Source organism: Bacillus xiapuensis (assembly GCF_002797355.1).
GTDB classification, from domain to species: domain Bacteria; phylum Bacillota; class Bacilli; order Bacillales; family Domibacillaceae; genus Bacillus_CE; species Bacillus_CE xiapuensis.
In genome coordinates, this window is the sequence record NZ_KZ454939.1 from 1,907,628 (window position 1) to 1,932,505 (window position 24,878).

A 24,878-nucleotide genomic window follows, 5' to 3' on the forward strand; every position below is an offset into this window, starting at 1 on the left:
TCCATTCCCTTGCCAACATATCCAAGCGCACATCAGCAAAAGGACCTGATAACCCTATTAGCATTGAACAAAATAAACCAAGTTTCTTCCTTATTATTGAAGAAGCATCCGCTATTTGGGATTGCGGCGTTTCACCTGCACCGGTTCCTCCTGACACTCGGGGCATTTTCCGTAAATTTCAAACTTATGGCCGGATACTTCACAGCCGGAAAGCTCTTCTATATGATCCATCGGGCACAGATGAATTTCCTTTGTTTTTCCGCAAGCCAGACAAATAAAGTGATGATGGTGCTCATCATGTGAGCAAGTAAAACGAAAACGGCGCTCCCCGGACAACTCGGTTTCTTCCAGTACGCCCATGTCTACAAACAGAGCCAGATTGCGGTAAATGGTATCGAAGCTGAGTCCAGGGTAATCAGCTTTCATCGCTTCTAAGACATCTTTAGCCGTTAAATACTTATCATGTTCAGCAAATAAAGCAAGAATGTCTTCCCGCTTGCCTGTCTGTTTATAGCCCTTTGCTTTTAAAAGCTCCATCGCTTGGCTTAAATTCATGGTTCCACCCCATTTTAAAATGGTTTGCTCAACTTTTTAAATGAAATGACAATTAATAAAATCATGATAGAAGAAACAACGATCGTGCCGCCCGGGGCTAAATCTAAATAAAAGGCGCTGACTAAGCCAATTATAACAGCTATTTCTCCAAACAGAACTGAATAGGCGATCGTTTGCTTAAAGCCCCTTGCAATCCGGATACTTGCGGCAACCGGCAATGTCATGAGAGCCGACACTAGCAGCACACCGACAATACGCATAGAAGCGGCTATCACAAGGGCTACAAGCAGCATAAATACAAAGTGAATCGTTCTGACCGGTATACCGGAAGCTTTGGCATGCTCTTCATCAAAGGAGAGTAAGAATAATTCCTTGTATAATAAAAAGACAGAAGCCATCACCAGCACAGCAATCACGATAATAACGAATAAATCATTGCGGCTAACCGCACTTACGCTCCCAAATAAATAGCTGAATAAATCCGTATTAAACCCGTCGGCCAGCGAAATAAAGATCACCCCGACCCCCACGCCGCCGGACAATATAATGGGGATCGCCAATTCTTGATAATGGCGATATACATTTCGCAGTCTTTCAATAAAGATAGAACCCAGCAAGGAAAACGCCATCCCTACATACAGCGGGTTCAGCCACGCCAGCGAGACAAATGTTTGAGCGGCATATAAACCCGCCGCCACGCCAGCAAGCGTCACGTGACTCAGAGCGTCTGCAATTAAAGATAGCCTTCTGACCACGATAAATGCTCCGAGCAGCGGGGCGATCACGCCAATAATAAGCCCCGTTATCATGGCGTTTTGCAAGAATTCATACCGTAAGATGGCTTCAATCATAAGCGGCCCTCCTTCGAATGGTCATGTTCATGTTGATGATCTAGAAGGTGAATGCCATGCCCATATAACTCGGACAGATCCGATTCATCAAGGTGCTCAAACTGCGACATGCTGCCGTGAAAATAAAGATATTTATTTAAACAGGCTACATGGGTGACTTTATCGCTGACCATTCCGATATCATGAGTCACGAGCAGCAGCGTCATCCCCATCTGTTTGTTTAAGCGCGATAGCATATCATAGAAAGATTGCACATTTTGGCTATCCACGCCGACGGTCGGTTCATCAAGAATCAAAACTTCCGGCTTGGACACAATCGCCCGCGCAATAAATACCCGCTGCTGCTGGCCTCCTGAAAGTTCCCCGATATTGCGATGGAGATAAGCCTCCATTTCCACCGCCTTAGCAGCCGCGGCAATCTCCTTCTGCTCTTTCTTGCCCAGCCGGCGAAATAATCCGAGACGTTTCGTTAAGCCGCTCGCGATCACCTCAAAGACAGTGGCAGGAAACCCAGTGTTAAAAGAGTTGGCTTTTTGTGAAACGAAGCCAATTTTGTCCCATTCTTTAAAAGCAGGCTGCGGTACTCCGAATAGAAGGATATCCCCCTTTTGCACCTTTAACAATCCTAAAATTAATTTGAGTAACGTAGATTTTCCCGAGCCGTTAGGCCCGACTATGCCTAAAAAAGCGCCCTTAGGGACCGCTAATTGTATATCTTCCAGCACATGTTCACGATCATAGCGGTAAGATAGGTTTTTAATTTCAATGATAGATGTTGGATTCATTGAAATGGCTCCTTTTTCAGAATGATTACGATTTAAAAAACAAAATGTAGTATACAGGAAATAATTAAAAAAGTAAACCGGAACCCCTTTGAAAAGGTTCCGGTATGTTGATTAATGGATCGCCGACTTAAATCGGGCCCCCTTCGTTTCCTGGGTATTCATAATGGTTAAAAAGGCGTTGGGGTCAATCTCACCGACAATCCCTTTCAGCTTCATGACTTCAAGCCTTGTGACCACCACATAAATGACATCTTTCTCCGCATCCGTGTAACCGCCTTTTCCTTGCAGCTTCGTCGTACCGCGTCCTAAACGGTGCAGGATCGCATCGGATACTTCATCATAATGATCCGATACAATAATGCAAGCCTTCGTTTCTTCAAGTCCCTGCAGTACAGTATCAATCGCTTTGAAGGCAATATAGTAAGCCATGACCGAATACATCGCTTTTTCAGGGCCAAATACAAAGGCTGCCCACCCAAAGACAAAAATATTAATAAACATCACAAATTCTCCAACAGAGAAAGGCAGCTTTTTCGTCATTAAAATGCCCAGAATTTCAGTGCCGTCCAAAGTCCCTCCATGACGAATCACCAGCCCGACGCCAACGCCGAGGATCAGTCCGCCAAATACAGTAGCCAGGATGGGCTCATTTGTAAAGGCTTCGATGCGATGAAGCTGGCTTTGCACAGCAGCCAGGCAAATGACACCAAACAGAGAGGAGAACATAAACGTTTTTCCAATTTGTTTATAGCCAAAATACAGAAAAGGAATATTAAGCACTACAACAAAGGTTGCGAAGTTCAGCAGCGGGTTCTCAAATAGATAGCTGAGAATCAGGGATACCCCAATGACCCCGCCGTCGATAATATTATTAGGCACTAAGAACAGTTCAATAGCTAACGCGGCCAGCGTTGCTCCCAGCAAGATCATCAACAGCCTGTAAATCGTGCGGGTTAAGCCTTCTTTTTTATGTTGTTTTGGCATATCATCATTCCTTTTTATGATTTATTCTTACTTTTGATTCACCCTTCTCACTTTGTTCTCATAGATTTAAATAGAGAAGAAAAGGAGTGACGACGAGTGAAATTTGTTCAGCATTTGATCAACCAAAGAGCGCAATTTATTACAGCGGATGAGCTCTTAAAGTATGCCAAAGGCTTGAGCATTCCATTAAGAAGAGAAGAAGCGGAAAAAATTGCGAGCCGCCTGCGCAGCAAAAAAATTGATTTATTCAATGATGATGAAAGAGCGAAACTATTAAGAGAGATAGCGGACATTACGAATGATCAGACCGCCAAAAAGCTCAATCAGCTGTTTGCGATGTTCCATTCATGAAGAAACAGCCCCGCAGAACTGCAGTTTTGACTGGCGGGGCGTCTTCATGGCTATAATGGCGAAACCACTTTATGAAGCAAATCGGGATCGAATGTTCTGGATCGAAGCATCTCGATTTCCAATCGATACGGTGGTTTGCGCGTCGTTTTATCTTCTCCTACATAAGGCGTTTCTAAAATTTTGGGAAGATCCTCGAGCTGAGGATGGTGGACAATATAGTTGAGGGCGTCAAAACCGATATAGCCAAATCCAATATTTTCATGGCGGTCTTTTCGGGCTCCCCGTTCATTCTTGCTGTCATTAATGTGAAGAACCTTTATTCGGTCCAGCCCGATAATCCGATCGAAATGATCAAGCACTCCATCAAAATCCTCTATGATATTGTAGCCGGCATCATGCGTATGACACGTATCAAAGCAGACAGACAGCTTATCATTCAGATGGACACCATCTAGGATCATTGCCAGTTCTTCAAAAGAGGAACCGCATTCTGATCCTTTTCCTGCCATCGTTTCTAAAGCGATCTGCACACCGAGATCTTTGGTCAGCACTTCGTTTAAGCCTTCAATAATTTTCTGAATCCCCGCTTCTGTTCCCGCGCCGACATGAGCGCCGGGATGAAGAACGATCTGCTTAGCGCCCAGAGCTTCTGTCCGCTCGATTTCCGAACGAAGAAAGGAGACCCCTAATTCAAATGTGGCAGGATTTTTAGTGTTGGCAATATTAATAATATAAGGAGCATGCACGATGATATCCGACATCCCATGTTCCTCCATATGGCGCTGACCTAGTTCAATATTCAGGTCTTCAATCTTCTTTCTCCGGGTATTCTGGGGAGCACCGGTATAGATCATAAACGTGTTAGCTCCATAAGATGCCGCTTCTTCACTGGCGCCCAGAAGCATTTTTTTTCCGCTCATTGACACATGTGAGCCTATTTTCAACATATGTACCTCTCCTTTACCTCTTTCACTATTTTACTAAATTTCTTATGATTTATCCAGCAAAGAAGGCCCGCGACGGCAGGCCTTGCTTTCTGGACTTATTTCTTTTGGCTGTTATTCTTCCCTTTTAGCCGGCGCTCACGCTTTTTAAATTGGGTCATTTCCCGCTGCATTTTCTTCTTATAGCCCGGCTTGACTTTCTTTGGCTTTCTGACAATTGATTTTGCTTTTAAGTCGATCTCATCAGCTGTTTTCTCCCGCTTTTTACGCTGATTGCGGTCGTTCAATTCAATCCACTCTCCGCGGCGAAGGTCGCTGTGGCCAAAAGTAATCCCCATCTTTTCTAAACGGACGAGAGCATCCTCGTCACTAGGAGTGTAAATGGTCGCACACACGCCTGAGTATCCAGCCCGGGCTGTTCGTCCAGCTCTGTGAATGTAGAAATCAAGATCCCGCGGCAGTTCATAGTTAATGACATGACTGACACCTTCAATATCAATGCCTCGCGCCGCTAAATCGGTAGCGACGATATACTGAAAGTCCAGCTCGCGAATTTGCTTCATCATTTTTTTCCGTTCTCTAGGCGTCATATCCCCATGAATCCGCCCGACTTTAAGCCCTTTTTCCAATAATTCGTCGGCTACCTCGTCCGCTTTTTGTTTCGTGTTGGTAAAGACAACCGCTAAATACGGATTGTAGGCTCGCAGCATGTCATAAAGCAAGTCAATTTTTTCGCGGCTTTTTTGCGGCACCAGCATATGCTCAATGTTTTCCGCTGAAATATGCTTCGGCTGAATTCGGACATACTCCGGATTTTCCATATATTTTCTTAAAAACGGCTTCAGCTTTTCAGGAATCGTTGCCGAGAAGACAAGCATTTGCAGCTGCTGAGGCATTTTGCCAGCAATCTGATCCACATCGACAATAAACCCCATATCCAGCATGAGATCCGCTTCATCAATGACCAAAACAGCCGTTCGGTGGACAAATAGGGCCTGCTCCTTAACGAGATCATTAATCCTTCCTGGTGTGCCGACAACGATATGGGGCTGCTTTTTCAGCTTATCGATGTCCCGCTGTTTGTCCGTTCCCCCCATGTAACAGCGCACCATCACTTCCTCATCGGAAAATCGGACCAGTTTCAAAATCTCTTTGTAAATTTGATCGGCAAGCTCTCTTGTCGGTGCTGTGATGACCGCCTGAACCTCTTTCTTTGAGGGGTCAACCCTTTCCAGAATCGGAAGAATATAGGCATGCGTTTTCCCCGTGCCCGTTTGCGACTGGCCGATCGCACTCTTTCCTTTTATAACCAGGGGAATGATTCTTTCTTGAATTTCCGTCGGCTCACAAAAACCGAGCTCTTTAAGACCTTTATAAATAAATGGCTGAAAGCCATATTGCTCAAACTTCTGATTGGTCAATCTTGACACTCCTTTTGGCTTAAAACAAACCTTTTTCTCCATTTTGTATCATATACTAAACGATTGAAGAAAGCAAAGCTTATCCATATTTTTCGTTATTTTTCCTTTCTCATTAATTAAACGTTTTTTTCATGCCCGCATACTATAACTAAGAGATAGAATACTTTGAAAGGACTGAATGCCATGCCTCCATTTCCGCCCTCGCAGCGCTCTTATCCATCGTACTATTCTGCTCCGTCTGCGGCGCGGCCGTACCCGAGCAGAATGACGCCCATGGCGCCAAGGAGAAGCGGGCAAGGATTGCTCGGCCGCTTGCTTCAAGGATCGCGCGGCGGCAATATGCCCATGACCGGATTCGAACGCCAAGGTGCATCTGCGGCAGGATCCGCCGCCCAAAAACTATCAAACCCAGCGAACTTTCAGCAAATCCTTTCCAATACCCAGCAATTTTTAAATACCGTCCAGCAAGTGGGACCGCTTGTTGAACAATACGGTCCGCTAGTAAAAAATCTGCCTTCAATGTGGAAGCTGTACCGCGGGCTGAAATCCCTTCCTGATCAGGAAGAAGAAAGCAGCAAAGAAGAAAAGGATCAGGCAGCCAAACCCAAGAGTACAAAAAACGATCCCCCTACTCTTCCTGAATCAACCTCAGACGGGGCAAAAAAGAAAAAAGAAGAGGATTCGGAAGAAATGCCGGAGCGCTCCAATCATAACGGCCGGTCTACACCGAAGCTTTATGTATAGTTGACAGCGGCTTGCTTTTCATGCCAGTCTTCCTCCTATATAATAAATATGGAATACAGCTTCCGATGAAGAGTATAGGAGGATTCTTTGAATGGATATAATTAAGATTGCCCCGAGAGGGTACTGCTACGGCGTTGTAGACGCGATGGTGATTGCCCGGAACGCCGCCTTGGATAAAAGCTTGCCGCGCCCGATTTATATTCTTGGAATGATCGTTCATAACCAGCATGTGACAGATGCTTTTAAGGAAGAAGGAATCATTACACTGGACGGAAGCAACCGCAAAGAAATCCTGGAGCAAGTGAAGGAAGGCACTGTCATCTTCACAGCTCACGGCGTATCTCCTGAGGTGCGGGAGCTGGCCAAACAAAAAAACCTTGTGACCATTGATGCCACTTGCCCTGATGTGACGAAAACGCATGATTTAATCCGGGAAAAAAAAGCAGAAGGCTACGAAGTTATTTATATAGGAAAAAAAGGGCATCCCGAGCCAGAAGGGGCTGTCGGTGTTGCACCGGATATCGTTCACTTAGTTGAAAAAGCGGACGATGTTGACAGACTGACCATAAAAAGCTCTAAAATTATCGTAACGAATCAAACAACAATGAGCCAATGGGATGTCGCGGATATTATGGACAGAATTAAAGAAAGATATCCTCACGCTGAGATGCACAAGGAGATTTGTCTGGCCACCCAAGTGCGTCAGGAAGCAGTAGCCGAGCAAGCGGGAGAAGCGGATGTTCTCATTGTCGTCGGCGATCCCAAAAGCAATAACTCTAACCGGCTGGCTCAAGTATCTGAAGAAATTGCCGGAACAAAAGCCTACCGTGTATCCGATGTTTCAGAAATTCAAATTGAGTGGCTGCAGAACGCTAAAATAGCGGCTGTAACAGCAGGTGCTTCTACCCCCACTCCAATCGTGAAAGAAGTGATCCAGTTTCTTGAGAGGTTTGACCCGCAGGATCAAAACACGTGGGTCCGGGAGAAAAAAGTACCGATCAATAAAATACTGCCAAAAGTAAAAAAATCTGCTTTAAAAACCCGCTGAGGCCGCATCCTGTTATCCAACAACGACTGCAAAAGGGCTGATCCTGGAAGAATCAGCCTCGGAGTACAGATGAAGTCTGCAATGACTTTGTCTGTACTATTTTTAAGCAAAAGAACAGAATCGATGCGGCTTTTCAGCCTTTTCTTACAGAAAAGTAAACGGGTCGGTATGAACACTGGAAGCGATAAATTCTACATCAAGTCCTTTCCCGGCCGCCAGTTCCTTCATTTTCTTGGCCGTGCCTGCTTTCATCACTTTTTCCACATTATGACCGGGATCAATGATATTTAAACCGGCCGCCAGAGCATCATGAGCGGTATGATAGTAAAAGTCGCCTGTGACATACACATCGGCTCCTTTAAATTTGGCCGTTTGAAAATACTTATTTCCATCGCCGCCCAGCACCGCTACTTTTTTCACTTTATCAGTTAATTCCCCAACCACTCGCACACCTTTGACATCAAGCTTTTCTTTCACAAAGTCCGCAAATTCGCGCAGGGTCATCTCCTTTTCCAGCTTTCCGATTCGGCCAATCCCCAGCGTTTCTGCTTGATTGGCCAGCGGGTAAAGATCATATGCCACCTCTTCATAAGGGTGCGCCTTCAGCATTGCCGCAAGCACTTTCTTCTCCAAGCTTTCCGGATAAACCGTTTCAATCTTCACCTCCGCGACCTCTTCGCTCTTACCAGGCTGTCCAATATACGGATTCGCACCGGCCCGCGGCAAAAAACGCCCTGTGCCCTGAGAAGTGAACGAGCAGTGGCTGTACTCGCCTATAAAGCCCGCACCCGCAGTCCCCATCGCCTCTCTCACGGCATCTTCGTGGGTTTCAGGTACAAACACAGCCAGCTTCTTTAAACGCTCAGCAAATGTCGGCACAAGCACTTCAGGACTCTGCAATTCCAGCGCTTCTGCCAACAGATCGTTCACGCCTCCTTTAGCGACATCGAGATTGGTATGAGCCGCATACACCGCAATATCGTGTTTGATCAACTTCTCAATCACTCTTCCTGCCGGTTCACTAGTAATCAGTGATTTCAGCGGCCGAAAAATGATCGGATGATGGGCAATAATTAATTGAACGCGCTTGGCGATGGCTTCATCCACCACTTCCTCCAGCACATCCAGCGCGATCAGCACACGTTCAACCGGCTGGTTTAAGCGGCCGATCTGCAAGCCGATCTTATCTCCTTCCATGGCATATTTTTTAGGAGAAAACTGTTCAAACAGTTGAATGACCTCATGACCATTTGCTTTTTTCATTGGAAATCGCCTCCTTAATCAGCTGCAGGGTATACAAAACCTGCTGTTTTTTCTTCGCAGCAGCTCCTCGGTCTCCCGCTTTTTCTAAATTTTTTAAAACGGCTTCCAGCTGAGCCGCTTCCCTTGTCCATTTCTTCTTGAACGCTTCATTTTTATTCTTCAGCAAAAATGGACCCAAAAGGATGGCTTGTTCCCGGTTTTTTTGATACGGACGCAGCGGCTCACCTTTTTCCGCCATTAATATCTCATAAATTTTTCCGTCTTCTTCAATTATTTCTTCCTCCATCAGCTCCCAGTGATGGTCGATCAGCCACTGGCGGATGTGCTCGGCTCCGATATTAGGCTGTAAAATCAGGCGTTTTACTCCTTCAAGCTTCAAATGTCCTGCCTGCAGAATGGAGACAATCAGCGCGCCCCCCATGCCGGCAATCGTTATGCAATCCGCTTCTTGAGGATCGATCACTTCCAGTCCGTTTCCTTTTCGGACCTCAATGAACGCTTCTAAGCCGGCTTCTCTTACCTGCTGCTCAGCTGCACGAAACGGGCCATCGGCGACTTCTCCTGCTATCGCTTTTTTCGCCAGCCCTTTTTTCACTGCATAGCAAGGCAAATAGGCATGATCTGAGCCGATATCTGCCACGACCGCCTGCTCCGGAATTCGTTTAGCCACGGCTGTTAACCTCTTTGACAATTGATTAATATTCATTCGGTCACCACTTTTATCTTTCTTCTGTTATCTCATAAACATTTTAAACAAAACCCGCCAATAAAAAAAGCTCTTTGCCCCAGGCAAAGAACTTTATTCACTATTATTTAAGCTTGCTGACCCAATCAGCCATCGCGTCGGCGTTCTCAGCCGGCACAAGCCCCCCAGGCATCGCACCGCGTCCGTTGATCAGCACATCTTTAATTTCATCTTTAGAAAGTTTCTCGCCGACCCCTTTCAACGCCGGACCGGAGCCGCCTTCATAGTTCCCGCCGTGACACCCCATACAAGTCTGTTTGTAGAAGCCTTCCGGGTCAAACTCTCCGCCTTCAGCTTGTTCTGTTTTCCCTTTGTCTTCTTTGTCTTTGGCCATTTCTTTAGAGTTATCCAGACCGTCTAAAGAAAGGAAGAAAATCAGGCCGATACCAAATACCATAATTAGCAAAAATGGAATAACTGGATTGCGATTCATTTCCTAACCTCCCTTATATGTATATAAATAACAAATAAAACATACAAACACTTACTATTTTACTGTAAAAGCAGAGAGACGAAAAGCCCTTACATAGAACTTTTTTCCCTTTTCTCATATAAACAACTCTGCATTTGCTGATTAAACATAAAAAGAAGCAGCGTGTTTATCTATATCCTTATTCAAAATTCTTTTTTTTATTATATAAAAATAAAAATAAGTAATAAAAAGGCTCCCACCCAGGAGGAGTTGGTGAAATAGATCAAATCAAGCTTCTTTCCTGCCCCCCACCACAGCACACAGTTGGCAAAAAGAAGCGCGTAAAGAGAAAAGCCGCCGCTGCCATTTATTCTGTCATGTAATTCTACCGAGCATACAAGTAATAATATGGCAGCTGCTACATAAAAAATTGGAATCAGAATTCCTTTTTTTAAAAAATAAATTCCGCCGCCTAAAAGCAATGCGACAAAAATTGCCAAAATCGCTGTTTGCAAAGGAATAGACAATTCAGTACAATATAGGACAAATACAGAAATCAGCAAAACCGCTAGGGAAACGAAGAAGCTGGCAAGCGCCATTCTTCTGGAAGGCTTCTCTTTAGCGTGCATTTCCGGCCGTTCTTCCCCTTGGCGATAAAGTGCAAGCAAATAATCACAATATTGTTCGGGAAGCATATGGTTTTCCTTCCAAAACAATATTTCTTTAATAATAATCTTAGTTTTATCATCCATCGCGCATCACATCCTGACTCATTTAATGCCGTTTTTTTGTAAAAAAATAGTTTACTTCCGTAAGAAGTAAACTATTTGAAACCCATTTTATTCCAGGAAATCTTTCAGCCGTTTACTGCGGCTCGGATGGCGGAGCTTGCGCAGCGCTTTAGCTTCAATTTGGCGGATGCGTTCTCTAGTGACACCGAACACTTTGCCAACTTCTTCAAGTGTGCGCGTACGTCCATCGTCCAGCCCGAATCGTAAGCGAAGGACATTTTCTTCACGGTCCGTTAAGGTATCAAGCACATCTTCAAGCTGTTCCTTTAAAAGTTCGTATGCAGCATGCTCAGATGGTGATGTGGCTTCTTGATCTTCGATAAAATCACCTAAATGTGAATCGTCCTCTTCGCCGATGGGCGTTTCTAAAGAAACCGGTTCTTGCGCAATCTTCAGGATTTCGCGAACCTTTTCCGGTGTCAGATCCATCTCTTCAGCTATTTCTTCAGGAGTAGGTTCACGTCCGAGATCTTGAAGCAGCTGTCTTTGAACTCGAATAAGCTTGTTGATCGTCTCCACCATGTGAACAGGAATCCGGATGGTTCTTGCCTGGTCAGCAATCGCCCGCGTAATTGCCTGGCGAATCCACCATGTAGCATACGTGCTGAATTTAAAACCTTTGCGGTAATCGAATTTCTCAACGGCTTTGATTAAGCCCATATTGCCTTCTTGGATTAAATCTAAAAAGAGCATTCCCCGTCCTACATAGCGCTTGGCAATGCTGACAACCAAGCGTAAATTGGCCTCGGCCAGACGGCGTTTAGCTTCTTCATCGCCTTGTTCAATGCGGGTAGCCAGCTCGATTTCCTCATCGGCAGACAGCAGATCGACGCGCCCGATTTCCTTTAAGTACATTCTCACGGGATCATTGATCTTTACGCCAGGAGGGACACTAAGATCATTCAGGTCGAACTCTTCTTCGTTTTCTTTTTCAAGCTCATGCGGATTTGGATTTTCGTCGTCTTCATCGTTGTTGATATCGATTCCTTGTTCACCTAAATACTCGTAAAATTCATCCATTTGGTCGGATTCGACATCAAAAGGTGATAATTTATCAGCGACGTAGTCATAGGATAGCTTCCCCCGCTTTTTCCCTAATTCTACAATTTTTTCCTTTGCTCTTTCTAATGTTACTTCAGTTTCTTTGGAACGTGTTGACTTTTCAGCCATCTGTCCCCCTCCTTCCAACATCCTTGCCTAATACGGATCACATTACAGTTCTTTTGTAAGCTTCACTATCTTCAGCGCAATTTGAGCGGCTTCTTTGTAATCATTCGCTTTTTCCGCTGCTATTTGCTGCTGTTTCATCGACTTAATCTCCAAGACTTTACGGTGTTTAAACACTTCTTTTATATAATCATGCACCTCTTCGTCATTTACATACTCGCCAACCGTCATCATTTCTATATCCGAAACGAGCCGGCGCAAGTTGGCGTCCGGAAGAAAGCTGATAAAGGCGCTCGCATCCGGCGCATTGCCTTCTTCATAGTAGCCAAGTAAATATGTGAAGATGGCTTGATGCTCATCTAAGTTAAATGCTTCTCCGCCCATAAGCTCCTTCACTTTATAGGCTGTATCAGCATTTTTTAACATATAGGCTAACAAGCGGCGCTCCGCTGTCTGATAAGCCGGATAAAGTCTTTGATATGTTCGGGGAGCCGCCGCTGGCTGAAATGTCTGCTCACCGGATGGGCGCCGCTTTCTTTGCTTCATAAACAGCTGCTTTTCTTGCTGTTTCAGCGCATCCAGCGAAAGCGAAAACTGCTCGGCAACTTGTCTCAGATAAAAGTCACGCTCAACCGCCTTTTTTAAGCGGGCAATTTCCGTTAGTACTTCTTCGATGTAGGCAAGCTTTTGACCTTCATCTTGAAGATTCTTTCCTTGTTTGTAATAAACCATTTTAAACGCCATAAGCGTCATTGCAGACCCGATTATATGATCACGAAACTTCTCGGCTCCGTGCTTTTTAATATAGTCATCAGGATCCATTCTGTCCGGAATTAGGGCAACTTTTACATCGCAGCCGCTTTCACTGAGCATTTCGGAGGCGCGAAAAGCTGCTTGAATGCCGGCAGAGTCTCCATCATAACAAACGGTCACCTGTTCAGCTATCCGCTTGATTTGATGAATATGGGCATCTGTCAGAGATGTGCCCATCGTAGCGATACCTTCTTCCACCCCGGCGCTGGCTGCGGCGATCACATCGGCAAACCCTTCAAAAAGAACGGCGCGGCGATGCTTGCGGATAGCCTGCCTTGCCCGGTGAAAGTTGTAGAGAAGACGGCTTTTATTAAATATAGGAGTTTCCGGACTGTTTAAATACTTTGGTTTTTCTTCTCCTAAAGCCCGGCCTGAAAAAGCGACAACCTTGCCTTTCTCGTCATGAAGCGGGAAAAGAACTCTTCCTCGGAACCGGTCAAAATAACTTTGGTCCTCCCTTTGAATAATTAATCCTGCCTTTTCCATCTCCTCAGGATCGAAGCCCCGCTTTTGCAAGAACTTGGCGGTAAAGTCCCAATTGGGAAGTGACCATCCAATTTGAAAAGTTTCCAGATCTTCCTTGGAAAAGCCCCGCCCCAGCAAATAATCTAATGCCTCTTGGCCTTCTTTTGTATTTACCAGTAAATGATGATAAAATTTAGTCAGAAGTTCATGAGCCTCGAGCATGCGGTCTTCTTCTCTGGAAGCGGTGCGGTTTGCAGATTCGCCCGGAATGGGTACATCCAGTTGAATGCCCGCCCGTTCTGCCAATCGCCCGACTGCTTCCTGGAAAGAAATATTCTCTATTTCCGTGATAAAAGAGAAAATATTTCCTCCGGCGCCGCAGCCGAAGCAGTGGTAAATCTGTTTTTCGGGCGACACGGAAAAGGACGGGGATTTTTCTCCGTGAAACGGACAGAGGCCAAAATAATTCCGCCCCTGCTTTTTCAATTGGACGTAATCCCCGATCACTTCTGCAATATCGAGCGACTGCTTAATCTGTTGAATGGTTTCTTCAGGGATTTTTCTTGTCACGCATACATCACCAGCTATACTAAGTTCGATAGAAAAGCTTATTTTCCTGCATCAATCGTTGCATTTTCGACAAAAACTTTTATAATCAGTCATTTGTCTTTCTTTCCTATGCTTAATTATTCTACAAGCCTTTTTAGAATCCTTCTCAAATGCGAAATATCCTAAAAAAGTCCGAACCATTGTCCGCCACTTGCCGTCTGGCGCTTGGCGAACTACACAAATAGTTTATTCTTATCATCAAGCCTCTAAACCTGTTTTGCATACATTTTTATCACAATTTTTTATTATAGTATATTTCAGCATAAAAAACTATTGTTTTTTATCATTCTTCTCTTAAAAAGAAAAGCACATAATCCAAAGATCATGTGCTTGTTCTATTTCGGCATTTGCTCATAATGATGTTGGCTGTTTCTTCTACAGCCTTATTCGTCACATCAATGATCTCACAGCCAATCCGGCCGGTGATCTTTTCAAAATACTCAATTTCCTCTTTGATCCGCTCTACGTCCGCGTAGCTGGCATCGTCACTTAAGCCGAGAGAAATCAGCCGCTCTTTGCGAATGTAATTCAGCTTCTCCGGACTGATCTTGAGACCGAAGCACTTTTCAGGAGGAAGCGAAAACAATTCCTCCGGAGGATCAACCTCTGGCACAAGCGGCACATTGGCCACTTTCAGGCGTTTATGAGCGAGGTATTGCGATAGCGGCGTTTTGGAGGTTCGGGAAACTCCGATTAAAACAATGTCCGCTTTCAACAACCCTCGGGGATCCCGGCCATCATCGTACTTGACAGCAAATTCGATCGCGTCTACCTTTTTAAAATATTCTTCATCCAGCTTCCTTACCAGCCCAGGCTCCTGCAGAGGCGAGCGACCCAGCATTGATTCCAGCTGTTCCATGAGAGGGCCAATTAAATCGAACACCGCGATCGCTTCTTTTTCAGCCCTTTTCTTCATATAATTGCGAACTTCCGGCTTCACCAGCGTATAGACGATAATGCCTTTCTCGCTTTTTGCCAGATCAATGACTTCATCTATATTAGAGATATCCTCTACATAAGGAAAGCGTTTGATCACAGCATGCAATCCATTGAATTGGCTGACTGCGGCTTTCGTCACCAGCTCGGCAGTTTCACCTACAGAATCTGAAACAATATATATGATCGGGTCTTTTACCAACAATCAGCACCTCCTTTTCTTAAAGCAATCAATCATCATCCGCGAGCGAGACAAAGGCTTTGGCTATATTTGTTTTTGTAATCCGCCCAATCACTTCATATCCGGCTTTCGTTTTCTTAACAACCGGTACGGAATCAATTTGCTTATCGATGAGATTCTTAGCCACATCGATCAGTAAATCATCCTTCTCACATACGGTGATATTCGGCATTCTTGTCATAATAATATTAACAGGGATTGCACTTAATTCCTGCTTGCCGATACTCGCCCGCAATAAATCTTTTCTCGATAATACACCCGCTAGGCATATGTTTTCATCCACTACAAATAGCGTACCCACATCTTCCAGAAACATCGTGACGATGGCGTCATAAACAGATACATCTTCCCGAACAACCACCGGAATGGCTTGGAAATCTCTTACATGAATTTTCATCAAATGCTCGGTCAGCAGCTGGTTTCCAGTCTTTCCTGTATAAAAATAGCCGACACGAGGTCTCGCATCCAAAAATCCGGCCATTGTCAGAATTGCCAAATCAGGTCTTAATGTCGCCCTCGTTAAATGTAAACGCTCGGCTATATGTTCCCCTGTAATCGGTCCATTTTCTTTCACTATCTCTAATATTTGCTGTTGACGCTTATTCAGTTCTATTTTCCTCACCACCTAACACACATTAAAAGCTTGCCTGTTTCATTCTTCATAATAGCCTGATCCCTTTCCTGCACTCACCTTGCCAAAAGGTCTCCTGCTTGTTCGGAAGATGAAACACCGGATGCTTCATTGATCTAAAAGTGTTATACCATATAAAAAATATTATATACTATTTGACTAAAATGAACAGTATTGTTTCCTGCTGTCTGAATCTTTAGCTACACTTTGATCAATCATGAGTGAGGAAGAGCTTGCTCCTCAGCACAGCTCAGCTCTTCTGCTGGAAATCACGGATGGATTGCAGTGATTATTTCACAAGGACAGCATTAAAATCGGCAAAGTCACGGATGAAATCAGCCAGCTCCCGCATTTGATTTAAGCGGTTGACTTTTAATTTCTCTTCCTTCGCCATGACCATCGTATGTTCAAAATATTGAATAATCACCGGTTTAAGATCCGCCAGCAGCTGATATTGCGCTTCCGCCGTTTCAGCGGCCGCATATTCTTTCCGAATCCGGCTGAATTGCTGATGTAATACTTCTTCTTCTTTATTTGCAAACAAGGACTCATCAACGCTTCCGGACTCATTGGCTTTTTTAGCAATATTGAGCACACGGCTGAGTGATTCCATTGTTTCCTTAAAGTCAGAGTCTTCTCTATGATCCATCAGAACGGCCGCTTTAGCAAACAGAGCAGGCAGACTGCCTACACGTCCGGCGGTTACAGCATCAATCATATCATATCTTACATGCTGCTCTTGCAGACTGTGCTTAATGCGCAGTTTAAAGAAGTCGATGAGTTCGTCCAATAGAACATCCGCTGATTTGTCTCCAATTTGATCTTCCTTAACAACCGCAATCGCTGAGCGCAACACTTGTTCTAAGGATACAGACCATTGTTTGCCGGCTAGAATTTGCACAATACCGGCCGCTTGTCTTCTTAAAGCATAAGGATCCTGGGAGCCGCTCGGAATGATGTCGACAGCAAAACAGGAAACAATCGTATCGAGCTTATCCGCAAGACTGACGAGGGCTCCGGTGATCGTTTCTGGTGAAGCATCGTCTGCATGGCGCGGCTGATAATGCTCATTAATCGCTCTGGCCACCTCCGGATCTTCTCCTTTTTGCAGTGCGTATTTCTCACCCATTACCCCCTGCAGCTCCGGAAATTCATAAACCATTTGAGTCACAAGGTCAAATTTGCAAATTTCAGCTGCCCGATCGGCTTTTTGCTTAGTTTGCTCGTCTGCGTTTATTAGGTCCGCCAGCTTTTTGGCAATCCGGCGAATGCGGTTGACTTTTTCCGCCAGCGTTCCGATTTTTTCATGATAAACAATAGCCGGGAGCTTATGTAAGAACGCCGAAATCTCTGTTTTTTGATCTTCTTTGTAGAAGAAGTCAGCATCTGCCAGGCGAGCGCGAAGCACTTTTTCATTTCCGCGCGCCACTTTATCCAGTGAATCGCTGTTGCCGTTGCGGACTGTGACAAAGCAAGGGAGAAGGTCGCCTTCTTTGCTTTTCACAGGGAAGTAACGCTGATGTTCCTTCATAGACGTAATCAGCACTTCCGCAGGCAATTCGAGGAAGTCTTGATTAAACGAGCCGAATAATGCGGTTGGATATTCCACAAGATTATTGACTTCTTCAAGCAATTCTTCATCCACAGGAATCATCCAGTTCTGCTCCTGTTCGATCGCTGCTAACTGGCGGCGAATCATTTCTTTTCTTTCTTGCGGGTCAGCGATAACAAATTGCTGCTTCAAAGCCTCTTCATACATAGAAGCCTCCGTAATTTCCACTTCTTTACCTAAAAAGCGATGTCCCTTTGTTTTGTTGCCAGTCTCTACATGCGTGATCTGGAATGGGATAATGTCTTGCCCGAATAAAGCCACAATCCATTTGATCGGACGAACGTAGCGCAGATCATTATCGGCCCAGCGCATATTTTTGCCAAAATGCAGGCTGGTGACAATATTTTTCAGTTCCGGCAGCAACTCTTTTGCCGGCTGCCCTTTAATAAACTTGTTGACATGCGCATATTCGACGCCTTTTATTTCTTTAAAGTAAATATCCTCTACTGTTAAGCCCTGACTGCGGGTAAACCCGACAGCTGCTTTCGACCACTGCCCATCTTCTGTCAGAGCTATTTTTTTAGCAGGCCCTTTCGCTTCTTCTTCAATATCCGGCTGCGCTTCTGCTACCTCTCGCACAATGACAGCCAAGCGGCGCGGTGTGGAATACAGCTGCACTTCTCCGAACTTTATCTTCTGCTCTGTCAGAAACTCTTCCACACGCTTGCCGAGCTGCTTCATGGAATCTGTTACAAAGCGGGCCGGCATTTCCTCCAGGCCAATCTCTAATAACAAGTCTTTCTTATTCATGTTCCGGTTCTCCTTTCCCTTTTAAAATTGGGAACCCCAGTTTTTCCCGTTCTTCATAAAAGGTTTTTGCAATTTGTCTCGCTAAGCTGCGCATCCGACCTAAGTAAGCGGTTCTTTCTGTCACAGAAATGGCTCCCTTGGCATCAAGCACATTGAATACATGAGAGCATTTCAGCACGTAGTCATAAGCAGGGTGAACTAAGCCTTCATCCATTTGCCGCTTAGCTTCTTTCTCGTAGACAGTAAACAAATGAAACAGCATGTCAGCATCACTCGTCTCAAATGTATACTTAGAATGTTCATATTCCGGCTGATAAAAGATGTCTCTGACAGTAAAGCCGCCTGTCCATTCTAAATCGAAAACATTCTCCTTATCTTGGATATACGATGCCAGACGCTCAATGCCATAGGTAATTTCCACTGAAACGGGCTTGCATTCCAGACCTCCAACTTGCTGGAAATAAGTGAACTGCGTGATTTCCATTCCATCCAGCCAAACCTCCCAGCCAAGACCGGCACAGCCAAGAGACGGATTTTCCCAATTATCCTCCACGAAGCGAATGTCGTGCTCAAGCGGATTAATGCCGAGCGCTTTTAAGGAATCTAAGTAGATCTCTTGGATGTTATCCGGCGACGGCTTCATAATGACTTGAAATTGATGATGCTGATACAGGCGGTTTGGGTTTTCCCCGTATCTGCCGTCTGCTGGCCGCCGGCTAGGCTCAACGTAGGCCACGTTCCAAGGTTCTGGTCCGATTGCCCGCAAAAATGTATACGGACTCATCGTTCCTGCTCCTTTTTCCACATCATACGCCTGCATTAAAATGCACCCATGATCAGACCAATGCTTTTGCAGCGTTAAAATCATGTTTTGAATATTCATGGTTATGCCTCTCTTTCTGATTTTGTGAATGTAAAAAAACAAAAACTCCCGCCCCTATGCACAGTTTGTACATAGGGACGAGAGTAACCCGCGGTTCCACCCTACTTGCCATTATCATTTGGCCTCTTTTAAAAAAACAGCTGCTCCAGACCGCCTTTCCTTGATGCTCTTTCCCCGGCTCTCACCGTCCCGGGTTCGCTTCTTAAAGAGGAAATCAAGTACTCTCTTCCTTCACGGCAGCTCCTATTTTCGATTGAGTATGTAAAAAACTTAATCGATAATCGCTTTTTTGTCAATCCTCATCTTTCGGTTGTCCAAACATCTTCTCCATTTTCTCCATTTGGTCAATGAACCTTCTCGACTTCAAGAACAGTCCGGAATATTCATCATAATACAGAGAAATGGCCATTCTTAATTCCTTTTTCGTCTTCGGTTTGACATTGATCGCACCAAGTCGCTGCAAGTCAATAAAATAAAACAGCCGCAACAGGCGAATCGCCGCCTGGGACAGCGGCAATAAATAAGGATCAATGTCAAAGCAGCGGTGACAGAGAAGCCCGTTTTCGCGGATGGAAAAAGCGAAGCGCCCATCGCGACTTCCGCAGTTTGCGCAGCAGGACAATTCCGGACGCAGACCGATCACTTGCAGCATTTTCATCTCGAAAATATTAGTGAGAATTTCGGCATCAAACCCTTCATCCAGATAATGAAGAGATTGCTCGAGACATTCATACAAAAAAGGATTGGATTGCTGATCGTCCATGCTTTTGTCCACCAGCTCCGCCATATAAGCAGCATAGGCGGTGGCCATTATATCTTCGCGAATATGGCGCATCGGCGATAGGATTTCCCCCTGCTGCAGCGTTCCGAGCCCCCTGCCTGTCTGCATAAGAAAGCTGCCTTGAACAAACGGCTGAGTAACAGCAGAAAGGCGGCTATTGGGCTTTTTAGCCCCTCTTGCCATACAAGCCGTTTTGCCTCTCTCCCGCGTGTATATTGTGATGATTTTATTGGTTTCACCGTAATTGGTTGTTCGAATAATAATTCCTTCAAACTTTTGCAGCATGAGAAGGCCGTCCTTCCATCCTCCTCAATTGGTAATTCCGGTAACCGGGAAATCCGCTTCAGCCAGCTGATGCTCTTGTTCAAATGGGGAGATTCCGTTGTCATTTTCAATTTCTTTATATAAAAGGTACGCTTCTATACTTCCTGTCTCGGAAAAGACTTTCCAAGTAAAATCCAACATGCTTTTCCCACCTTTCTTAATTTGAAACGGGCATGCATATGCGGCTTCCTTTATAGCTTCACCGATTCCTTTTTGATTATGAGGAGCAAAAATTTCTAGTTCTTTTTCCTTTTCCTTTAATACTCATCTTCGCGAAATCCGAAATCACGCAAATTCGATTGCCTGTTGCGCCAATCTTTCTGAACCTTTACCCACAGTTCCAAAAACACTTGTGATCCCAGCAAATTCTCAATGTCCTGGCGCGCGCGCTGCCCGATCTCTTTTAATAAAGAGCCGCGTTTGCCGATCACAATTCCTTTCTGTGAATCGCGCTCCACCACAATCGTCGCCATCACATGAATGATCTCTTTGTCCTTGCGGCGTTCCATCTTGTCTATTACGACCGCAATCGAGTGCGGCACTTCCTCTCTCGTTACATGAAGTACCTTCTCTCTGATCAGCTCTGAGACAATGAACCGTTCTGGGTGATCCGTCACTTGATCAGCCGGATAATATTGCGGTCCTTCAGGCAGCGCTTCTTCAATTTGTGCAAGTAAATGATCCACATTATTTCCTTCGAGAGCGGAAATTGGGATGATTTCTTGAAAGGAATATAAATCCTTATAATGATCGATTACTTCCAGCAGCTGATCCGGATGAATCCGGTCGATCTTATTCAGCACGAGAAATACAGGCGTTCGGACGCTTTTTAATTTTTCTATGATAAATTCATCACCGCGCCCGTAGCCTTCCTCGGCATTCACCATAAACAATACGAGATCAACCTCTTTTAGCGTATTTATGGCCACTTTCATCATAAAGTCACCAAGCTTATGCTTCGGTTTATGAATGCCCGGTGTATCGATGAAAATCATTTGAGCATGGTCCTTTGTGTAAACACCCTGCACTTTGTTTCTTGTCGTTTGCGGCTTATCGCTCATAATGGCGATCTTTTGTCCGATCACCCGATTTAAAAAAGTGGATTTTCCGACATTTGGACGGCCAATGATGGATATAAAGCCTGACTTATATTCTTTATTCGGTTGGTTATTCATGTAAATCCTCCGATGAAAATGCTCCTGGCAATAATTGTTCAACTGTTAATTCTTCCACATCTCCGCGCAAATTTGTCATGATCACTAGCATATCAGGCGGACAAAGCTCGGAGATCACTTGGCGGCAAGCGCCGCATGGCGGGACGGGCCGCTCCGTGTCTGCTACAACAGCCAGTGCTTTGTACTTGCTTTCCCCTTCAGACCACGCTTTAAATAACGCGGTCCGTTCAGCGCAGTTGCACATGCTGTAGGCAGCATTTTCAATGTTGCAGCCACGAAAGACCTTTCCGTCTGCGGTCAGAAGCGCCGCTCCAACTTTAAATTTTGAATAAGGAACATAGGCGTATTCTCTCGCTGCAATAGCTTCTTGAATTAATGGTTCTGCTTCCATATTTCTTGCTCCTTTCTTCTATTTTAATATAAAATGATTCAATTTCAATCCATTCCTGTTAAAAATCTGAAAAATCAAAAAACACTCAGCAATGCGGCCAGTTTAGGCAGAAAAATAATGCTGCCGGTGACCGCAGATAAAATGGCAAACACGAGCACAGCTCCCGCAGCCAGATCTTTCGCTTGCTTGGCCAGCGGATGAAAGTCTTCCGTTACAAGATCCACCGTCTTTTCAATAGCTGTATTGACCATTTCAAGCACGAGCATGCCAAACACTAAAATAAAGATAATCAGCCATTCTGTGGCAGTGAGCGACAGCAAAGCGCCAGCTGTTATAACGGCGATGGCCGCCGCCGTATGAAAACGGAAATTGGGCTCCTGAAAGGCGAATCGAATCCCGTTCAGCGCATGGCGGTGAGAAGTGATCAACCTTTTCAAGCGAAAAGTGTGCTTACCGTTGAAGCCCATATTCATTTAGAATCTCCTTTTGCTTAGCAAACATGACTTTCTCCTCCGCTTCCGTCATATGATCATAGCCGAGCAAATGCAGCAAGCCATGCACAGCGAGAAAACCTAACTCCCGTTCAAAGCTATGGCCGTATTCAGCAGCCTGCTCCTTGGCCCGGGAAACTGAAATCACAATATCCCCCAGCATTCTCGGTTGATCTTCCGCTCCTATAATCTGAACCTCATCCTCTCCCACTTCTTCTAAAGCGAATGAGATAACATCTGTCGGCTGATCCTTCCCGCGATACTCCCGATTGATTTCTTGTATCCTCTCGTTATCCGTGAATGTAACCGAAATTTCACAGCCTGCAGCTACCCCCTCTTTTTGGGCAGCGAGGTTTAGTAATTCCTCCACAAGCTGGAAGGTTTTCTCTTGCTGCTGTTCTGTCTCATCGATGAAATCAATCTCTAGCCCCATCTTTATTCCTCCAATTCTGTTATTCCTCTTGCTTAGCAGAAGCTGCTTCCGTTGCTCCCGGGTATTGAATTCTTGAATGAAATATGCCGTTTAACGTTTCACATAATGTTTTTTTAACAATTTCAAGCTCTTTCATTGTAATGTCGCACTCATTGAATTGCCCGTCGTGAAGCCTGTCCTTAACGATGTTTTCAACGAGTGACTCGATTTGCTCCGCCGTTGGATGACCCATAGAACGAACGGCGGCTTCCACGCTGTCCGCAATATTAATCACTGCCAGCTCTTTGCTTTGGGGTTTAGGCCCTGCATAGCGGAATTCCTCTTCTTTGACTTCGGAATTTTCTTCTTTTGCCTTCAAGTAAAAGTACTTTACGAGCGTGGTTCCGTGATGCTGCTCGGCGACATCGATGATCTCTTTCGGGAGCTTATGCTCTTTCAGCATAGCTACTCCATCTGTTACATGGGAGATGATAATGTCCTTGCTTACTTCGTAGGGCAACTGATCATGCGGATTTCCGCGGTTGCCTTGATTCTCAATGAAAAATTGCGGATGCTTCGTTTTGCCGATATCGTGATAATAGCAGCCGACTCTCGCGAGAAGCCCATCTGCACCGATCGCTTCACAAGCCGCTTCCGACAGATTGGCCACCATCACACTATGATGATACGTTCCCGGCGTTTCAATCAATAGTTTCTTTAAAAGCGGCTGTGTCGGGCTCGACAGCTCAATCAGCTTCACCTTGGACAATATACCAAAGCCCGCTTCGATATAAGGCAGCATGCCCATCGCCAATACAGCGGACAATAAACCGGAGATAAACGCAAAAAGTATGAAATATAAAAATTCAGCTTCAGTATATTGACCGTTGACAAGCAGCTTTAAAAACAGCAGCACAAACACATTCACAATGGACACGCCCATGCCTGCGCGCAGGATATTCACCTGTCTGTTGCCCATTAAAAACAAAATCCCTGCGAGGCCGCTGAACAATATATACAGCCCCATTTCCACATTTAATGCGCCATTGAAATGCTCATTGAAGACCATGCTGCCGCATGCTGAAAGCACAATGGTTATAATCATTGCCAGGCGCTCATTTAATAATACTGTCAGGAGCATAGCGGCCAGTGCCGCTGGATAAGCATAGGTGACCTCGTAGAAGTCCGTATAAATCAACAGGTCAGCTAATTTCATAAACAAAAGCGCGAAAATAAACACCAAGCTTACTAGTACGAGGTCTGACTCTTTTTTAACAGCTGGCTGCGGTATAGAAAGAATATAATAATACAGCAAACCGAGTACAACGGTAATAAAGAGAATGAGACCGACGACCGGCTTGTAGGAGACGTCATTCTCCAGGAGCCCCAGCATTTCCAGCTGGCGGTAGACTTCTCTGTCAATTAAATGCCCTTCCTGCACAATTACTTGTCCCTGCAGGATTCTAACAGGCTCCACCTGTTTGGCCGCTTCCTTCTTTCTTTGCTGGGTTAATTCCTTATCATATACTTCAGTCGGCACCACTGCATAGCTGGCGATTGCCGCGGCCGCTTCTTGATACTCCTCCCGGATAGAGGAATTGTTAACCTTGCTGACCACATCTTTTTTTGCTTTTCCCAGCTCTTCCTCGCGAATTCTTTTTTGCAAGGCTGCTTCAACAATCTTTATAGTCTTTCGCTTTAATTCGGATAATTCTTTCGGTTTGATTTCCAAAAGCGTGTCCAGCACAGGCTCATCCAGCGCTTTATGCAAATCCCCCTGGGCGCTGTCCTCCAGCTGTTTCTTCAAAAAGGATAATTGCTTGTCTTCTTCTCCGGAATACTTGCTCTGAGCTTCAAACACGTAATCAAATAATGAATCCACCAGCGACATTCGGTTGCTTGTTTCTTCACTTTTGTAAGTATACACATCGTCGACTTCTACCGCTGCTCTTTTTTGCTCTTCTTTTGTCTTTCTTTCATCCACCATAGTGGCAGGCGCGCGGATCGTCCTGTCTGAGACGGAGAAAAGCTCGATTTTATAAGTTTCGGGTTTCACATGGGAAAATAACAGTCCGAACATCACAATAGCCAGCAGCAAGAAGATGAATAAAATAAATACTTGAAAGCTAATGTATGAACGGATGCGGGAAATGATTGATTGTATGTCCATAAATCCTCCTATTAGCTGCCTGCGCTCTTTCTTGAAGATGGTTATATGTAAAATGATAACAGCTTTTCTCGAAAAAATCATGTCCTGTCTGCTTAAAAACAGAAGGAAAAAAGGAAGCTGCCCGACAAGCGTC

General features: G+C 45.0%; 26 protein-coding genes. 3 read left to right on the forward strand and 23 right to left on the reverse strand.

Annotated elements, in window-relative coordinates; translation table 11 throughout:
• Window positions 1-111: 111 nt before the first annotated feature.
• The 4 genes from CEF20_RS09515 to CEF20_RS09530 all read right to left on the reverse strand — a co-directional run bounded on the left by CEF20_RS09515 (window position 112) and on the right by CEF20_RS09530 (window position 3,175).
• Window positions 112-555: a Fur family transcriptional regulator gene (locus CEF20_RS09515; protein WP_100331582.1), complete on the reverse strand. Its 444-nt coding sequence runs from the start codon at window positions 553-555 to the stop codon at window positions 112-114.
• 14 nt (window positions 556-569) lie between these two features.
• A complete protein-coding gene (locus tag CEF20_RS09520; RefSeq protein WP_100331583.1) occupies window positions 570-1,406 on the reverse strand; it encodes a metal ABC transporter permease in 837 nt (278 codons plus the stop codon).
• On the reverse strand, window positions 1,403-2,191 hold the full coding sequence (locus CEF20_RS09525; RefSeq protein WP_100331584.1) for a metal ABC transporter ATP-binding protein: 789 nt from the start codon (window positions 2,189-2,191) through the stop codon (window positions 1,403-1,405). Before CEF20_RS09525 ends, CEF20_RS09520 begins: the two co-directional genes overlap by 4 nt.
• Before the next feature lie 111 nt (window positions 2,192-2,302).
• The gene (locus CEF20_RS09530; RefSeq protein ID WP_100331585.1) at window positions 2,303-3,175 is read right to left on the reverse strand and encodes a YitT family protein; all 873 of its coding nucleotides are present in this window, start codon (window positions 3,173-3,175) and stop codon (window positions 2,303-2,305) included.
• Between the two features lie 96 nt (window positions 3,176-3,271).
• Here CEF20_RS09530 and CEF20_RS09535 point away from each other — a divergent pair, with 96 nt between their 5' ends.
• Window positions 3,272-3,526 carry a DUF2624 domain-containing protein gene (locus CEF20_RS09535; RefSeq protein WP_100331586.1) on the forward strand — a complete coding sequence of 85 codons (255 nt, stop codon included), beginning with the start codon at window positions 3,272-3,274 and terminating at the stop codon, window positions 3,524-3,526.
• A 50-nt stretch (window positions 3,527-3,576) separates the two neighbouring features.
• Here CEF20_RS09535 and CEF20_RS09540 read toward each other — a convergent pair whose 3' ends face one another.
• Together CEF20_RS09540 and CEF20_RS09545 are read right to left on the reverse strand one after the other, a co-directional pair.
• On the reverse strand, window positions 3,577-4,473 hold the full coding sequence (locus CEF20_RS09540; protein WP_100331587.1) for a deoxyribonuclease IV: 897 nt from the start codon (window positions 4,471-4,473) through the stop codon (window positions 3,577-3,579).
• Between the two features lie 95 nt (window positions 4,474-4,568).
• Window positions 4,569-5,891: a DEAD/DEAH box helicase gene (locus tag CEF20_RS09545; RefSeq protein WP_198508485.1), complete on the reverse strand. Its 1,323-nt coding sequence runs from the start codon at window positions 5,889-5,891 to the stop codon at window positions 4,569-4,571.
• Between the two features lie 264 nt (window positions 5,892-6,155).
• Between CEF20_RS09545 and CEF20_RS09550 the strand changes: the two genes are divergently transcribed.
• Together CEF20_RS09550 and CEF20_RS09555 are read left to right on the forward strand one after the other, a co-directional pair.
• The gene (locus CEF20_RS09550; protein ID WP_232713424.1) at window positions 6,156-6,635 is read left to right on the forward strand and encodes a YqfQ family protein; all 480 of its coding nucleotides are present in this window, start codon (window positions 6,156-6,158) and stop codon (window positions 6,633-6,635) included.
• Window positions 6,636-6,726: 91 nt separating this feature from the next.
• A complete protein-coding gene (locus CEF20_RS09555; RefSeq protein ID WP_100331590.1) occupies window positions 6,727-7,683 on the forward strand; it encodes a 4-hydroxy-3-methylbut-2-enyl diphosphate reductase in 957 nt (318 codons plus the stop codon).
• Between the two features lie 144 nt (window positions 7,684-7,827).
• Here CEF20_RS09555 and CEF20_RS09560 read toward each other — a convergent pair whose 3' ends face one another.
• The 17 genes from CEF20_RS09560 to CEF20_RS09640 all read right to left on the reverse strand — a co-directional run bounded on the left by CEF20_RS09560 (window position 7,828) and on the right by CEF20_RS09640 (window position 24,745).
• Window positions 7,828-8,946, reverse strand: a complete 1,119-nt coding sequence (locus tag CEF20_RS09560; protein ID WP_100331591.1) for a Nif3-like dinuclear metal center hexameric protein — start codon at window positions 8,944-8,946, stop codon at window positions 7,828-7,830.
• On the reverse strand, window positions 8,924-9,652 hold the full coding sequence (locus tag CEF20_RS09565; RefSeq protein WP_100331592.1) for a tRNA (adenine(22)-N(1))-methyltransferase: 729 nt from the start codon (window positions 9,650-9,652) through the stop codon (window positions 8,924-8,926). Before CEF20_RS09565 ends, CEF20_RS09560 begins: the two co-directional genes overlap by 23 nt.
• A 103-nt stretch (window positions 9,653-9,755) precedes the next feature.
• Window positions 9,756-10,124, reverse strand: a complete 369-nt coding sequence (gene cccA, locus CEF20_RS09570) for a cytochrome c550 (RefSeq protein ID WP_100331593.1) — start codon at window positions 10,122-10,124, stop codon at window positions 9,756-9,758.
• A 200-nt stretch (window positions 10,125-10,324) separates the two neighbouring features.
• Window positions 10,325-10,855, reverse strand: a complete 531-nt coding sequence (locus CEF20_RS09575) for a hypothetical protein (RefSeq protein ID WP_100331594.1) — start codon at window positions 10,853-10,855, stop codon at window positions 10,325-10,327.
• An 87-nt stretch (window positions 10,856-10,942) separates the two neighbouring features.
• On the reverse strand, window positions 10,943-12,064 hold the full coding sequence (gene rpoD, locus CEF20_RS09580; RefSeq protein ID WP_100331595.1) for an RNA polymerase sigma factor RpoD: 1,122 nt from the start codon (window positions 12,062-12,064) through the stop codon (window positions 10,943-10,945).
• A 42-nt stretch (window positions 12,065-12,106) separates the two neighbouring features.
• Window positions 12,107-13,909, reverse strand: a complete 1,803-nt coding sequence (gene dnaG, locus CEF20_RS09585; RefSeq protein WP_100331596.1) for a DNA primase — start codon at window positions 13,907-13,909, stop codon at window positions 12,107-12,109.
• A gap of 361 nt (window positions 13,910-14,270) precedes the next feature.
• The gene (locus CEF20_RS09590; protein ID WP_100331597.1) at window positions 14,271-15,086 is read right to left on the reverse strand and encodes a pyruvate, water dikinase regulatory protein; all 816 of its coding nucleotides are present in this window, start codon (window positions 15,084-15,086) and stop codon (window positions 14,271-14,273) included.
• 28 nt (window positions 15,087-15,114) lie between these two features.
• Window positions 15,115-15,750, reverse strand: coding sequence for a transcriptional regulator CcpN (locus CEF20_RS09595; RefSeq protein WP_100331598.1), 636 nt, complete (start codon window positions 15,748-15,750; stop codon window positions 15,115-15,117).
• A 295-nt stretch (window positions 15,751-16,045) separates the two neighbouring features.
• Entirely contained in the window at window positions 16,046-18,118 is a 2,073-nt protein-coding gene (glyS, locus tag CEF20_RS09600) for a glycine--tRNA ligase subunit beta (RefSeq protein WP_100331599.1), read from the reverse strand.
• Entirely contained in the window at window positions 18,111-19,001 is an 891-nt protein-coding gene (gene glyQ, locus CEF20_RS09605) for a glycine--tRNA ligase subunit alpha (protein ID WP_100331600.1), read from the reverse strand. The genes glyS and glyQ overlap by 8 nt, the downstream gene beginning before the upstream one ends.
• Before the next feature lie 292 nt (window positions 19,002-19,293).
• Window positions 19,294-20,067 (reverse strand): DNA repair protein RecO, encoded by a 774-nt coding sequence (gene recO, locus CEF20_RS09610; RefSeq protein WP_100331601.1) that lies wholly within the window; start codon window positions 20,065-20,067, stop codon window positions 19,294-19,296.
• A gap of 24 nt (window positions 20,068-20,091) precedes the next feature.
• Window positions 20,092-20,247: a YqzL family protein gene (locus tag CEF20_RS09615; protein WP_100331602.1), complete on the reverse strand. Its 156-nt coding sequence runs from the start codon at window positions 20,245-20,247 to the stop codon at window positions 20,092-20,094.
• 116 nt (window positions 20,248-20,363) lie between these two features.
• Window positions 20,364-21,281 carry a GTPase Era gene (era, locus tag CEF20_RS09620; RefSeq protein WP_100331603.1) on the reverse strand — a complete coding sequence of 306 codons (918 nt, stop codon included), beginning with the start codon at window positions 21,279-21,281 and terminating at the stop codon, window positions 20,364-20,366.
• Window positions 21,274-21,672, reverse strand: coding sequence for a cytidine deaminase (locus tag CEF20_RS09625; RefSeq protein ID WP_100331604.1), 399 nt, complete (start codon window positions 21,670-21,672; stop codon window positions 21,274-21,276). The genes era and CEF20_RS09625 overlap by 8 nt, the downstream gene beginning before the upstream one ends.
• Window positions 21,673-21,746: 74 nt before the next feature.
• On the reverse strand, window positions 21,747-22,145 hold the full coding sequence (locus CEF20_RS09630) for a diacylglycerol kinase family protein (protein WP_100331605.1): 399 nt from the start codon (window positions 22,143-22,145) through the stop codon (window positions 21,747-21,749).
• Window positions 22,123-22,596 (reverse strand): rRNA maturation RNase YbeY, encoded by a 474-nt coding sequence (ybeY, locus tag CEF20_RS09635; protein WP_100331606.1) that lies wholly within the window; start codon window positions 22,594-22,596, stop codon window positions 22,123-22,125. Before ybeY ends, CEF20_RS09630 begins: the two co-directional genes overlap by 23 nt.
• A 19-nt stretch (window positions 22,597-22,615) precedes the next feature.
• Entirely contained in the window at window positions 22,616-24,745 is a 2,130-nt protein-coding gene (locus CEF20_RS09640; RefSeq protein ID WP_100332071.1) for an HD family phosphohydrolase, read from the reverse strand.
• Window positions 24,746-24,878 lie beyond the last annotated feature (133 nt).

Coding starts and splice junctions, on each gene's coding strand:
- CEF20_RS09515 (WP_100331582.1), bottom strand. CDS start 555: ATGAATTTAAGCCAAGCGATGGAGCTTTTAAAAGCAAAGGGCTATAAA.
- CEF20_RS09520 (WP_100331583.1), bottom strand. CDS start 1,406: ATGATTGAAGCCATCTTACGGTATGAATTCTTGCAAAACGCCATGATA.
- CEF20_RS09525 (WP_100331584.1), bottom strand. CDS start 2,191: ATGAATCCAACATCTATCATTGAAATTAAAAACCTATCTTACCGCTAT.
- CEF20_RS09530 (WP_100331585.1), bottom strand. CDS start 3,175: ATGCCAAAACAACATAAAAAAGAAGGCTTAACCCGCACGATTTACAGG.
- CEF20_RS09540 (WP_100331587.1), bottom strand. CDS start 4,473: ATGTTGAAAATAGGCTCACATGTGTCAATGAGCGGAAAAAAAATGCTT.
- CEF20_RS09550 (WP_232713424.1), top strand. CDS start 6,156: ATGACGCCCATGGCGCCAAGGAGAAGCGGGCAAGGATTGCTCGGCCGC.
- CEF20_RS09555 (WP_100331590.1), top strand. CDS start 6,727: ATGGATATAATTAAGATTGCCCCGAGAGGGTACTGCTACGGCGTTGTA.
- CEF20_RS09560 (WP_100331591.1), bottom strand. CDS start 8,946: ATGAAAAAAGCAAATGGTCATGAGGTCATTCAACTGTTTGAACAGTTT.
- CEF20_RS09565 (WP_100331592.1), bottom strand. CDS start 9,652: ATGAATATTAATCAATTGTCAAAGAGGTTAACAGCCGTGGCTAAACGA.
- cccA (WP_100331593.1), bottom strand. CDS start 10,124: ATGAATCGCAATCCAGTTATTCCATTTTTGCTAATTATGGTATTTGGT.
- CEF20_RS09575 (WP_100331594.1), bottom strand. CDS start 10,855: ATGGATGATAAAACTAAGATTATTATTAAAGAAATATTGTTTTGGAAG.
- rpoD (WP_100331595.1), bottom strand. CDS start 12,064: ATGGCTGAAAAGTCAACACGTTCCAAAGAAACTGAAGTAACATTAGAA.
- glyS (WP_100331599.1), bottom strand. CDS start 18,118: ATGAATAAGAAAGACTTGTTATTAGAGATTGGCCTGGAGGAAATGCCG.
- glyQ (WP_100331600.1), bottom strand. CDS start 19,001: ATGAATATTCAAAACATGATTTTAACGCTGCAAAAGCATTGGTCTGAT.
- recO (WP_100331601.1), bottom strand. CDS start 20,067: ATGCTGCAAAAGTTTGAAGGAATTATTATTCGAACAACCAATTACGGT.
- CEF20_RS09615 (WP_100331602.1), bottom strand. CDS start 20,247: ATGTTGGATTTTACTTGGAAAGTCTTTTCCGAGACAGGAAGTATAGAA.
- era (WP_100331603.1), bottom strand. CDS start 21,281: ATGAATAACCAACCGAATAAAGAATATAAGTCAGGCTTTATATCCATC.
- CEF20_RS09625 (WP_100331604.1), bottom strand. CDS start 21,672: ATGGAAGCAGAACCATTAATTCAAGAAGCTATTGCAGCGAGAGAATAC.
- CEF20_RS09630 (WP_100331605.1), bottom strand. CDS start 22,145: ATGAATATGGGCTTCAACGGTAAGCACACTTTTCGCTTGAAAAGGTTG.
- ybeY (WP_100331606.1), bottom strand. CDS start 22,596: ATGGGGCTAGAGATTGATTTCATCGATGAGACAGAACAGCAGCAAGAG.
- CEF20_RS09640 (WP_100332071.1), bottom strand. CDS start 24,745: ATGGACATACAATCAATCATTTCCCGCATCCGTTCATACATTAGCTTT.